The sequence below is a fragment of the Ensifer sp. GW823-FHT05D09 genome (assembly GCF_058795755.1).
In genome coordinates this window covers 391352-402656 of sequence record NZ_JBXAIA010000006.1, presented here as the reverse complement: position 1 = coordinate 402656, position 11305 = coordinate 391352, and the positions used below count along the sequence as shown (strand labels likewise).

General features: G+C 61.3%; 13 protein-coding genes. 3 read left to right on the top strand and 10 right to left on the bottom strand.

Annotated features, from left to right (window positions below):
• The first annotated feature begins 281 nt into the window (after positions 1-281).
• Positions 282-878, top strand: coding sequence for a nitroreductase family protein (locus tag AC1Q80_RS19575; protein ID WP_173418471.1), 597 nt, complete (start codon positions 282-284; stop codon positions 876-878).
• Between the two features lie 63 nt (positions 879-941).
• On the opposite strand, the gene gyrB is transcribed toward AC1Q80_RS19575, so the two are convergent.
• The 5 genes from gyrB to AC1Q80_RS19550 all read right to left on the bottom strand — a co-directional run bounded on the left by gyrB (position 942) and on the right by AC1Q80_RS19550 (position 6273).
• Positions 942-3377, bottom strand: coding sequence for a DNA topoisomerase (ATP-hydrolyzing) subunit B (gene gyrB / locus AC1Q80_RS19570; protein ID WP_173418470.1), 2436 nt, complete (start codon positions 3375-3377; stop codon positions 942-944).
• 135 nt (positions 3378-3512) lie between these two features.
• On the bottom strand, positions 3513-3890 hold the full coding sequence (locus tag AC1Q80_RS19565) for a helix-turn-helix domain-containing protein (protein WP_173418469.1): 378 nt from the start codon (positions 3888-3890) through the stop codon (positions 3513-3515).
• Entirely contained in the window at positions 3887-4453 is a 567-nt protein-coding gene (locus AC1Q80_RS19560; RefSeq protein WP_492361502.1) for a Smr/MutS family protein, read from the bottom strand. The genes AC1Q80_RS19565 and AC1Q80_RS19560 overlap by 4 nt, the downstream gene beginning before the upstream one ends.
• Complete coding sequence (mltA, locus tag AC1Q80_RS19555; RefSeq protein WP_492361501.1) at positions 4446-5552, bottom strand: murein transglycosylase A; 1107 nt, start codon at positions 5550-5552, stop codon at positions 4446-4448. Before mltA ends, AC1Q80_RS19560 begins: the two co-directional genes overlap by 8 nt.
• A 16-nt stretch (positions 5553-5568) precedes the next feature.
• Entirely contained in the window at positions 5569-6273 is a 705-nt protein-coding gene (locus tag AC1Q80_RS19550; RefSeq protein WP_173418466.1) for a Tim44/TimA family putative adaptor protein, read from the bottom strand.
• Positions 6274-6403: 130 nt separating this feature from the next.
• Between AC1Q80_RS19550 and AC1Q80_RS19545 the strand changes: the two genes are divergently transcribed.
• Complete coding sequence (locus AC1Q80_RS19545) at positions 6404-6910, top strand: FxsA family protein (RefSeq protein WP_492361500.1); 507 nt, start codon at positions 6404-6406, stop codon at positions 6908-6910.
• Between the two features lie 81 nt (positions 6911-6991).
• Positions 6992-7495 (top strand): protein-export chaperone SecB, encoded by a 504-nt coding sequence (gene secB, locus AC1Q80_RS19540; RefSeq protein ID WP_173418464.1) that lies wholly within the window; start codon positions 6992-6994, stop codon positions 7493-7495.
• A 54-nt stretch (positions 7496-7549) separates the two neighbouring features.
• On the opposite strand, the gene dnaQ is transcribed toward secB, so the two are convergent.
• From dnaQ to AC1Q80_RS19515, 5 genes are read right to left on the bottom strand one after another with little or no spacing between them, the layout of a single operon-like run.
• Positions 7550-8257, bottom strand: coding sequence for a DNA polymerase III subunit epsilon (gene dnaQ / locus AC1Q80_RS19535; RefSeq protein ID WP_173418463.1), 708 nt, complete (start codon positions 8255-8257; stop codon positions 7550-7552).
• Positions 8250-8849, bottom strand: a complete 600-nt coding sequence (gene coaE / locus AC1Q80_RS19530) for a dephospho-CoA kinase (RefSeq protein ID WP_492361499.1) — start codon at positions 8847-8849, stop codon at positions 8250-8252. The genes dnaQ and coaE overlap by 8 nt, the downstream gene beginning before the upstream one ends.
• The gene (locus AC1Q80_RS19525) at positions 8846-9706 is read right to left on the bottom strand and encodes a shikimate dehydrogenase (RefSeq protein ID WP_492361498.1); all 861 of its coding nucleotides are present in this window, start codon (positions 9704-9706) and stop codon (positions 8846-8848) included. Before AC1Q80_RS19525 ends, coaE begins: the two co-directional genes overlap by 4 nt.
• Positions 9699-10298 carry a Maf-like protein gene (locus AC1Q80_RS19520; protein WP_209790338.1) on the bottom strand — a complete coding sequence of 200 codons (600 nt, stop codon included), beginning with the start codon at positions 10296-10298 and terminating at the stop codon, positions 9699-9701. The genes AC1Q80_RS19525 and AC1Q80_RS19520 overlap by 8 nt, the downstream gene beginning before the upstream one ends.
• Positions 10299-10329: 31 nt before the next feature.
• Positions 10330-11151 carry a pyruvate, water dikinase regulatory protein gene (locus AC1Q80_RS19515; protein WP_077504721.1) on the bottom strand — a complete coding sequence of 274 codons (822 nt, stop codon included), beginning with the start codon at positions 11149-11151 and terminating at the stop codon, positions 10330-10332.
• Positions 11152-11305: the final 154 nt, after the last annotated feature.

Genomic DNA, 11305 nt, shown 5'->3' with positions numbered 1-11305 from the left:
AAAAGTCATCGCACGTCCTCTCTCCGAAAAATCTACAGAACTTATACAACTTTTTTATCAAACTCGACAATCACCCGAAACACCGTTTCTGCAGATTCCGTTATCGAGCGGATCGCGCCGGAAAAACGATCAACGGTGCGGGCGCAAAGCCGGTTTCATCGGCGCCTGATCCCATGTAGCGTCGGCCGCGAATCTCGCCAACGGCCTCGCCTTGCGCAGCGGGCGTCGTCGATGGCAGCGCTCCTCCCACGGGATTCCGACACGATAAAAGAGGTATGTTCATGACGGAAAGCAACCACAGAACCGCCGACCACCCGATCGACACGATGTTCCTGAAGCGCTGGTCGCCGCGTGCGTTCACCCAGGAGGAAATCAGCGAGGAAGACTTGCTCCTACTGCTCGAAGCCGCCCGGTGGGCACCGTCTGCGAGCAATAACCAGCCCTGGCGGTTCGTCTATGCCCGCCGCGGCACAGAGCATTTCGCGCGTCTGCTGGATATCTTGAACGAGAGCAACCAGCGCTGGGCCAAGCATGCCGCCGCGTTGGTGATCGTCATCTCCAAGACCCATACGCAGGCGGCCTCCGGCGAAATGCGGGCCGCCTACACCCATGCCTTCGACACCGGTGCTGCATGGTTCAGCCTTGCGCTGCAGACAACGGTTTCCGGCTGGCACGCGCACGCGATGGCCGGCATCGATCGCGACAAGGCAATGATCACCCTCGGCGTCCCCGAGCACCATCGGGTCGAGGCCGCGGTGGCAATCGGCCGGCTGGCCGACCCCTCGACGCTGCCGGACGATCTGCGCGAACGGGAAAAGCCGAGCCAGCGCAAGCCGCTTGCAGAACTCGCCTTCGAAGGCCGCTTCAAGGCGGAATAAACAAAAAAGATCCCGGTGCCTTGCGGCACCGGGATCTGCGAAGCGATTGCGACAGTCTTTCGATCAGATATCGAGGTTGGCAACGTTCAGTGCGTTTTCCTGGATGAAGTCGCGGCGCGGCTCGACCTCGTCGCCCATCAGGCGCGAGAACAGTCCATCGGCGTCGGTCGCATCGTTCACCCGCACCTGCAATAGCGAGCGCACGTTCGGATCGAGCGTCGTTTCCCAAAGCTGCTCGGCATTCATTTCGCCCAGTCCCTTGTAGCGCTGCATCGAAAGACCCTTGCGGCCTGCCGCGAAGATCGCATCCAGAAGCGCGCGCGGACCGCTGATGTCCTGTGCGCCATCGCGACGGCGAAGCACTGGCGGCGCGGAGTAGATTTCCTTGAGCTTAGACGTCAGCTGGTCGATATGACGGGCGTCGGACGAGCCGATCAGCGCCATGTCGAGGACGGCGACTTCCTTGACGCCACGCACCATGCGCTCGAGCTTGAGGCCACCTTCGGCGGTCACTGCTCCGCTCCAGCCGCGTTCGGTCTCTTCGGCGATGACGTCGAGTCTGCGGGCCACTTCGATCGCGACCTGCGCGTATTGTTCGCGCTGGCCGTTCAGTTCGACATTCAAGGCGCCGGCAATTGCCGCCTGTTCGACAATCGAGCGATTGTAGCGCGAGTGAAGGCCATCCATCAGATTGCGCACGCGAAGCGCATCGTTGATCACTTCGCGCAGGTCCTGACCGGCGCGAACCTCGCCGGATGCCAGTTGCAGCGTCGCTTCCTCGAGACCCATGGAGATCAGGTAATCTTCCAGCGCCTGCTCGTTCTTCAGATACTGGGCGGACTTGCCACGCGTCACCTTATAGAGCGGCGGCTGGGCGATATAGAGATGACCGCGTTCGATCAGCTCCGGCATCTGCCGGAAGAAGAAGGTGAGCAGCAGGGTGCGGATGTGGGCGCCATCGACGTCAGCGTCCGTCATGATGATGATCTTGTGATAGCGCAGCTTGTCGGCGTTGAACTCGTCCTTGCCGATCGACGTGCCGAGCGCGGTGATCAGCGTGCCGATTTCCTGGCTCGAGAGCATCTTGTCGAAGCGCGCGCGTTCGACGTTGAGGATCTTGCCGCGCAGCGGCAGGATCGCCTGGTTTTCGCGCGAGCGTCCCTGCTTGGCCGAACCACCCGCCGAATCACCCTCCACCAGGAAGACTTCAGACTTTGCCGGATCGCGTTCGGAGCAGTCGGCCAGCTTGCCCGGCAGCGAGGAAATGTCGAGTGCACCCTTGCGGCGCGTCAGTTCGCGTGCCTTGCGGGCCGCCTCGCGCGCAGCCGCCGCTTCGACGACCTTGCCGACAAGGATCTTGGCGTCGGAAGGATGTTCCTCCAGCCAGGTGCTCAAGGCTTCGTTGACGAGGCTTTCGACAACAGGACGGACTTCCGAGGAAACCAGCTTGTCCTTGGTCTGCGACGAGAACTTCGGATCCGGCACCTTGACCGAGAGAACGGCGGTCAAGCCCTCGCGGCAGTCGTCGCCGGTCAGCGTCACCTTTTCCTTCTTGGTGATGCCGGATGTTTCGCCATAGGACGTGATCTGCCGGGTCAGCGCGCCACGGAAGCCAGCCATATGCGTGCCGCCGTCGCGCTGCGGAATGTTGTTGGTGAAGCAGAGCACGTTCTCGTGGTAGCTGTCGTTCCACCACATCGCGACTTCGACGGTGATCCCGTCCTTTTCGCCGCGGATCGAAACCGGCTTCTGCACCAGCGGCTTCTTGGCGCGGTCGAGATAGGCGACGAAGGCTTCGAGGCCGCCGTCATACATCATCTCGTCCTGACGCACGTCCGAATGGCGCTTATCGGTCAAGACGATGCGCACGCCGGAATTGAGGAAGGCGAGTTCGCGCAGGCGATGTTCGAGCGTGCCGTAGTCGAAGTCCGTCTTGGTAAAGGTTTCCGTGCTCGGCAGGAACGTCACCTCGGTGCCGGTATCGCTGCCGGCGTCGCCGATCACCTTCAACGGAGCATCAGCCACGCCGTGGGTGAAGCTCATCTCGTGGATCTTGCCCGCCCGACGGATCTTCAGCCGCAGCATCACCGACAGCGCGTTGACCACCGAAACACCGACGCCGTGCAGACCGCCGGAAACCTTGTAGGAGTTCTGGTCGAACTTACCGCCGGCGTGGAGCTGCGTCATGATGACCTCAGCCGCCGAGACGCCCTCTTCCTTGTGGATGTCGGTCGGGATGCCGCGGCCGTTGTCGGTGACCGTCACTGAGCCGTCGGCATTGAGCGTCACCGTGACGATATCGGCGTGGCCCGCCAGCGCCTCGTCGATCGCGTTGTCGACCACCTCATAGACCATGTGATGCAGACCGGAGCCGTCGTCGGTGTCGCCGATATACATGCCCGGCCGCTTGCGTACGGCATCCAGGCCCTTCAACACCTTGATGGAGTCGGCACCATATTCGGCGGCGGCGCCGGTATCGGTTTCAGGAATATCGGTCATTCGGCTTCGGGTCTTTCCAGGTTCTTCGGACGTGGTGATTCGTTGCGAATCACGTCTCGGACGCCTCGCGGACTATAGAAAATTTGTCCACGGTTCCAAATCCCGGACCGCGCGGAGCGGCCGGAAAACAGCTGTTCATCCCCTGTCATTAGCAGGAAATGTGGCTTTTTCCAAAACATCTTCCAGGGCGCGTATCGTGTCGACGGACAAATCGCGGATTTGCCCGCTCAACCGGTTGGCAAAGGCGGTATGTTCCGGTGCCAGCCCCGAGGTATCCAGCACCACTTTCGGTGCGGAGACATGGGCGATCTGGAACAATTCCTCGGCCTCGTCCCAGATGACGTTGAAGTAACCGGCCACGCGCTGCAGGAAATCGAAGCTCGGAGCGCCGCGTTTTCCATGCTCGAGCGCCGAGAGATAGGCGGCCGACACGCCGATCGCCGCGGCCATCTGCTTCTGCGATACGCCCTTCTTGCGACGCAGATCGCGCACCGCCGCGCCGAAGGGGGTCACGTCGGGCTCCCCTTGCGTGCCAGGCGGACATAAAGCGCGCCATCGCCGCCGTGATTGCGCGCAGCCGGCTCGTAACTCGAGATCAATGGCCGGAACTCCGGCAGCGAGAACCAGAGCGGAACGGCACGTTTCAAGGCGCCATCGCTGCCGATCGACGTTCCCTTGCCAGTGATAACGAGAACATGGCGCAGCCCGCGCTCATGGGCTCTCAGAAGAAAATGCAGGAGGAAGCCATGGGCTTGGCTCTGGATCATGCCGTGCAGATCGATCCGCGCTTCGAGAGCCAGATGCCCCTTCGACAGCTTGCGCTTGACGGGTTTTTCAAGCGGATAGTGATGCCGGCCGTTCGAGGTGTTGGCGAGCGCGATTCCCTGCTGTTCACCGGCCCCACCGGCCGGCGACGCCGCTTGCGTCTTTTGCGGCTCATCCTTGGGCGCGGCTGGAACGTCCTCGCCGAGAAACTCCCGGAGATCGTCGAGGCGGCCGGGCATGGGCCTGGTCGTGCGCGCGACCTTTCCCCACAGAATCCGCTCTTCGGCTGAAAGCTTCTTGCCCCTAGCCATTGCCGTATCTTGCCGCAGCCGCACGGGGGATGAAGATGTAGAAATCGGCGTCGTTGCGAACGGCACCCGCAAGCTCGCCTGCCACGTCGCCCGATCCGGTGAAGATGTCGCCGCGAGCCGGACCGACGATCGCCGATCCTGTGTCGAGCGCCAGCATCAGATGTCTAAACGGCTGTCCGGCATCAAGACGCGTCAGGCTGTCACTGGAGATGAAGAACGGTACACCGAAGGTATGGATCAGCCGATCGACGGCAAGCGACCGTCCCGGTTCCAGCGACACCTTGGCGGCGGCGACCGGCCCGAGCCGCTCGTCATGCACATCAGCCTCGCGGAAGAAGATGAAGGAGCGATTGTGCCAAAGCACCTCGTCGACCTGATCCGGATTGGCGGCCAGCCAACCCCGGATGCTCATCATTGAAACGGTAGCGGCATCGATTTCGCCGCGATCGATCAGCAGCTTGCCGATCGGAGAAAAATAGTGGCCGGTCTTGGCGGCATAGGTGATGCGCCGGCGCGAACCGTCGGGATAGACGAGCCGCGCGGCACCCTGGACGTGGACGAAGAACACATCGACCTTGGATCTGGCATAGGCGATCTCCAGGCCGCGCCCCGCCAGAAAGCCCTGCTCGATCGCAGGGCGATCGGGATACTCGCCGACCAGGCCGTCATGCAGGCGGCCGAAGGCGAAATAGGGATCCATGTCCACGGGCCGGTTGGTATCATCGATATCGACGAGATCAATCGGACGGCGGTAGATCGGATATCGGAATGTGTCGTCCGCTGTCGCCTGCACCTCGATCTCGGGCTCATAGAACGCGGTCACGAAACCGGTCTTGCCGGTTTCCGGCCGGATCCTGAAGGCGACGAACTGCTGCTCGAAAAATGCGCGCGCCGCAGCCGCATCGGCGACTTTCACGCTTGCGGCCGAAAATGCCGGCATCAAGTCATCGACGGAAATGCCAAGCGAACCCGTGCGATAGGGCTTCGCCGTCGAGACATGATGATGACAGCGGCGCAGCGCTTCAATCACCGCGGTCGGATCGTCGTCCTGCCACCCCGGTAGATCGGAGAAGGTGACAGGCTCAAGTCGAAGCGTCATGGTCGCACCTTGCCGATCAGTTTTCGGATTCGGTCGCGATCAGCTTCCAGTTCGGATCACGCGAGCGAATGTCGCGCGAGAAGGTCCAGAGATCGTTGACTTCGGCCACCGACTCCGCGTCGCCATCGATGATGGCGCCTTGCTTGTCGTAGGTCGCCGAGATCAGCTGGCTGACGATCCGGATCGTGATGTTTTCTTCGCTGTCCTTGACTTCGGCGTGGACGATGTCGGCCTTCTCGATGCCGACGAAGGTGGACTTCACCACCTCGCCCTTGCGCTCGCGCTCGGCAATCGCGGCGTCGAAGCCTTCATAGACCTCGCGCGACAGAAGGTTCTTGAGCGTCTTGCGGTCGCCGTCGGCAAAAGCCATGACGATCATCTCATAGGCCATCTTCGCGCCGTTGACGAACTCCTTCGGGTCGAAGCCATTGTCGGCGTCGGTCAGCGAACGGAGCTGATCGTTGAGCGGCGTTCCCGCTTTGGCGAAGGCGTCGATTGCAGCGTAGCGCGCCGAATCATCCTCGACATTGTCGCGGCGCGGCAGTTGGACGACTTTGCCATTGTCGGCCTTTTCAGGCCCCTGGCTCATATCCCGCGGCGAATAGGGATCAAACGGTGGTCGTTCGTTGCCGGTCCGGCGACCGAGCACGCTGCGCAACTGCAGGAAAATGACCACTGCGGCGATCAAGAAAAAAAACGTGATGAAGTCGAAAGAGCCCATTTCCACCTGAAACCGCTGTTAGAATTTCTCGTAGCTATTCCATATAGTCCGCAAGGATAGATCATTCAAACCGCGTTGTCGCACCCTTAGATCGGAGGTGACGATGCGAAGACCCTTTCAGGCACCGATAATGCGCTCAATGTTAATTCCCCTGGTCATTCTTGGACTGCCGCTCGCCGAGATTGCCGGCTTCGTCATCGTCGGCCGCGAGATCGGCCTCGCCATGACCCTTTTACTCGTCCTGTTGAGTGCGATCGCCGGGGTCGTTCTACTTCGCGTTCAGGGTTTTGCCGTGATCAGGCGCGTTCAGGAAGCAACGCGCACCGGCAGCGACCCCGGACGCGAGGTCCTCGGCGGCGCCTTGATGTTCGTCGCAGCACTTTTGCTCATGGTGCCCGGCTTCATCAGCGACATCTTCGGCCTGCTTCTGTTCGTGCCACCTGTCCGACAGGCGATCGCCAGCTATCTCCGATCAAGAATGACTGTCGTGACCACCGCTTCGAGCCAGTCCTGGCACGGGCCGAGCCATGCGCCGCAGGAGCGCAGCCAACCACGCGTCATCGACCTTGGCGAGGGCGAGTTCTCTAGGACCGACGACGACGAAACCAACCCGTCCGAAGAGCGCCGGCGGCAATAGCAAAGGCCTGTGGCGCAGGGTTGTAAGCCCTTTGGCGAAATGCTAGATGGCCTCACCGAATTTGAAGTCGAGGAAACCCTTATGACGACTGATACCGCATCCAACGGCAACGGCAGCGCGCAGCAGAGCCCGTCGCTCAACATCCTCGCCCAGTACGTCAAGGATCTCTCTTTCGAGAACCCGGGCGCACCGCGTTCGCTGCAGGCCCGCGACAATGCACCGTCGATCAACATCAACGTCAACGTCAACGCCAACCCGCTTGCCGAGAACGATTTCGACGTCGTGCTCTCGCTGAACGCGGAAGCCAAGGATGGCGAGCGCGTTCTGTTCAACGTCGAGCTCTCCTACGGCGGCGTTTTCCGTGTTGCCGGCTTCCCGCAGGAACACATGCTGCCGCTGCTCTTCATCGAGTGCCCGCGTCTGCTGTTCCCGTTCGCGCGCCAGATCGTTTCCGACGCGACCCGCAACGGCGGCTTCCCGCCGCTGATGATCGATCCGATCGATTTCGCTCAGATGTTCGCCCAGCGCATGGCCGAAGAAAAGGTCCGCTCGCAGGTGGCAAACGCCAACGAGACCGCCAACTGATTTCGCTCAGTCTGGATCGTATTTAGGAAAAAGCCCGGTTTGACCGGGCTTTTTTCATTTCAGCGGATCGTATTTCGCCCAGATCGCCTTCGCTCCCATCTTGGCGACCAGCGCGGCATGCGCCGCCTCATCCGCCTCAGACAAACGGTTTGGCAATGGCCGTGGTCGCTGCGCGACGGCAATCGGTGCATCATCGTGTTCGACGGTTTGCCCCGCACCCTTGTTGCTCGACACCAATCCGAGCGCCGCCTGACGACCGCCGAGCATCTCGATATAGACTTCGGCAAGAAGCTCGGAGTCGAGAAGCGCGCCGTGCTTGGCGCGATGGGAATTGTCGATGCCGTAACGCCGGCAGAGCGCATCGAGCGAGTTCGGACCCATCGGATGCTTGCGGCGGGCAAGAGCAAGCGTATCCGTCACCCGTTCCCCGGCAATGGCGGGAAGCCCGATGCGGCCGAATTCGGCATTGATGAAGCCCATGTCGAAGGTCGCATTGTGCGCCACCCACCGGGCATCGCCGAAGAAATCGATGATCTCTTGGGCGACATCGGCAAAAGGCGGCTTGTCCTTCAGGAACTCGTCGGTGATGCCGTGAATGGCAAGCGCATCCGGATGAACCTTGCGATTGCCGGGATTGATGAAGATGTGCAGCGTGCGGCCGGTCGGAAACTGGTTTTCCAGCTCGACGCCGCCGATTTCGATCACCCTGTCCTCGCGGTTGTCGAGGCCGGTCGTTTCCGTATCGAAGATGATCTCACGCATCGAGCGCTCCATTTTTGGTGAGATCGTCGACGACTGCCCTCACCTGTTGGCGTGTATTGTCGAAGCTGTGGCTGGTATCGACGATGTAATCGGCGCGTTCGCGCTTCTGGCTGTCCGGCACCTGACGCGCCAGGATCATGGCAAATTTCTCTTCGGTCATCCCTGGACGTTTCATCGCCCGCTCTCTTTGAAGGTCGGGTGCGCAGCTGACCACGACCACCCGATCGACACGCGCCTCGGCCCCCGTCTCAAACAACAGGGGAATATCGAGCACGACAAAGGGGACATTGGCCGCGGCATTCCTGTCAAGGAACTCGCGTTCCTTCTGACGAACAAGTGGGTGCACGATGCTTTCGAGCTCGCGCAGCCTTTCCGGTGTTGCCAGGAGCTGACGCGACAGCTCGGCCCGATCGACCGCCCCATCCTTCACCGTTCCCGGAAAAGCTGCCTCGACAGGAGCAACGGCCTCATCGCGATAGAGCGCATGCACCACTTCATCGGCGTCGTTGACCGGCACCCCGAACTCGCGAAACATCTGCGCCGTCGTCGACTTGCCCATGGCGATCGATCCGGTCAGGCCAACGATCATCATGCGTGCGACCCCATGTCATCGATGACGAGTTGCCGAAGGTTGGCATCGACGACAGGCCGGCGGCCGAACCAGCGTTCGAAGCCGGGCACTGCCTGGTGCAGCAACATGCCAAGCCCATCGACGATGGCAAAGCCCTGTCGCTCGGCCTGACGAAGCAAAGGCGTCTTCAACGGCACATAGACGATATCGGTGACCACCGCGCCGCTCGCCAGGACGGTGAAATCGATCTGCGGCGCTTCCTGTCCGTCCATGCCGAGCGATGTCGTGTTGATGAAGAGGCCGGCACCCCTCATCACTTCGCCCAATGCCTCCATCGGATGGGCGTGCACGGTCGATCCAAAACGGTCGGACAGCTCTTTCGCCCTTGCCACCGTACGGTTGACGACATGGATCGTCTTGACGCCTCGGTCGCGCACGGCCTGGATGACGGCGCGGCTGGCGCCGCCGGCGCCGAGCACCACCGCGGTCGAACACTGGTCCCAACCATCAGCGCGCTCATCGAGATTGGCGACGAACCCGCGGCCATCGGTATTGGTCGCGTGAACTTCTCCGGCTTCGATCCACAGCGTGTTGGCAGCGCCGAGTTCCAGACAGAGATCATCGGGGCGGTCTGCCAGACGATGGGCAACCTCCTTGTGCGGAATGGTGACGTTGCCACCGCAAAAGCCCGACGTGCCTTGTTTCAACTCCGCGATGAAGGTGGAAAAATCTTCCGGCTTCACTTCATGTGCGCGATAGCTGCCCTCTATCCCGAGCTGTTTCAGCCAATAACCATGGATCAGCGGCGACCTCGAATGCTTGATCGGGTAGCCGGTGACGAAGGCGTGGTTAACAAATGTTTCACGTGAATCACGCATCGATCGTTCCCAATTCCCGGAGTTTTGCGAGCAGCGGCAGCATCGGAAGACCGAGGATGGTGAAGTAGTCGCCGTCGATCCTGTCGAACAACTGGATGCCTTCGCCCTCCAATTGATAGGCGCCGACGCTGGACAAGGCCTTGCTGCCGACACGCTGCAGATGGCGATCGACGAATTCCGGCGTCAGCGCGCGCACGGACATCTGTGCTGACGAGACGTGGCGCCAGAGAACCGCGTCGTCGCGGATGAGGACGACCGCACTGTTCAGGCGATGGGTCTTGCCCGAAAGCGACAGGAGATGTTGTCCGGCTTCCGCCATGTCCTTCGGCTTGTGGTAGACCCTTTGGCCCAGAGACATGGTCTGGTCGGAGCCGATCACCAATGCTCCGGGGAAATGCCCGGCGACATCTCTCGCCTTGGCTTCGGCGAGCGTCATCGCCACCTCTTCAGGCGCGGCGCCTTCTTCCTCGAGCGGCTTTTCAAGCGCGCGCTCGTCAATCTCGGCAGCGCGTGCGGCAAACACCAGCCCGGCATTTTCCAGAAGCGCGCGACGGAACGGGCTTGCTGAAGCCAGGACGAGTGAAGGTGTCATCATCGAAGTTCCCGAATTGTTCGGATTCGCTCTATCGCAGCCGCGGACGCAGGGCAACAATTGCCGCGGCGGTTTCCTCGATCGAGCGTCGGGTCACATCGATGAGCGGCCAATTGTTGCGCGCGCAAAGCGCGCGGGCATATTTCAACTCCTCGGCGATCGCCGCCCGATCCGTATACTGATCGCCGTGGAAGCCCTGCGTGGTGCCCAGCACCCTGTGTTGGCGAACCTGCGAAATGCGATCGGCGGTCGCGATCAGGCCAACGACCAGCGGCTTGGTGGCCGCCATCAGTCGATCGGGAAGCGGCACGCCTGGGACGATCGGAATGTTGGCCGTCTTGATGCCGCGGTTGGCCAGATAGATCGATGTCGGCGTCTTCGATGTTCGGCTGATGCCGATCAAGACCACATCGGCGTCATCAAAGTCGGCCGGCAGCTGACCGTCGTCATGGTCCATGGTGAAGTTCAACGCGTCGATCCGCGCGAAGTAATCGGCGTCCATCACGTGCTGCGCGCCGGAACGGCGTCGCGACGGCGAGCCGAGATAGGACTGGAACAGTTCGATGATCGGATCGAGCACGGAGACGCACGGCACACCCATCTCACGGCAGCGTTGGTCGATGATGCCGGCCAGCTCGCGATCGACGATTGTATAGAGCACGATGCCGGGCGCGCCATCGATGGCGTCGAGAACCTGCAGCAGCTGCCGGCGATTTCTGATGAGCGGATAGACGTGTTCAAGCGCATGCGACGCCTGGAATTGTGCGGCTGCCGCGCGCCCTGCGGCGATCAGCGTCTCCCCTGTCGAATCGGAGATCAGATGCAGGTGGAAGTAGTTTTTCTTGTTCTCCACGCTATTCTCCGGGTGCTGTTGATAAACCGGGATAAAAACCGCCGATGACGCGCCGTCGGCTCGGGCGACGGGAAAACCTCTGACTTATTCACAATTGGTCCAGCGCGGAAGAAAGCTTCGCGGAGCTTGTGGACAAGACTCATGGCAATGACAA

Excerpts from the sequence above, each read along its gene's own strand:
- AC1Q80_RS19575 (WP_173418471.1), top strand. The coding sequence starts at position 282 with ATGACGGAAAGCAACCACAGAACCGCCGACCACCCGATCGACACGATG.
- gyrB (WP_173418470.1), bottom strand. The coding sequence starts at position 3,377 with ATGACCGATATTCCTGAAACCGATACCGGCGCCGCCGCCGAATATGGT.
- AC1Q80_RS19560 (WP_492361502.1), bottom strand. The coding sequence starts at position 4,453 with ATGGCTAGGGGCAAGAAGCTTTCAGCCGAAGAGCGGATTCTGTGGGGA.
- mltA (WP_492361501.1), bottom strand. The coding sequence starts at position 5,552 with ATGACGCTTCGACTTGAGCCTGTCACCTTCTCCGATCTACCGGGGTGG.
- AC1Q80_RS19550 (WP_173418466.1), bottom strand. The coding sequence starts at position 6,273 with ATGGGCTCTTTCGACTTCATCACGTTTTTTTTCTTGATCGCCGCAGTG.
- AC1Q80_RS19545 (WP_492361500.1), top strand. The coding sequence starts at position 6,404 with ATGCGCTCAATGTTAATTCCCCTGGTCATTCTTGGACTGCCGCTCGCC.
- secB (WP_173418464.1), top strand. The coding sequence starts at position 6,992 with ATGACGACTGATACCGCATCCAACGGCAACGGCAGCGCGCAGCAGAGC.
- dnaQ (WP_173418463.1), bottom strand. The coding sequence starts at position 8,257 with ATGCGTGAGATCATCTTCGATACGGAAACGACCGGCCTCGACAACCGC.
- coaE (WP_492361499.1), bottom strand. The coding sequence starts at position 8,849 with ATGATGATCGTTGGCCTGACCGGATCGATCGCCATGGGCAAGTCGACG.
- AC1Q80_RS19525 (WP_492361498.1), bottom strand. The coding sequence starts at position 9,706 with ATGCGTGATTCACGTGAAACATTTGTTAACCACGCCTTCGTCACCGGC.
- AC1Q80_RS19520 (WP_209790338.1), bottom strand. The coding sequence starts at position 10,298 with ATGACACCTTCACTCGTCCTGGCTTCAGCAAGCCCGTTCCGTCGCGCG.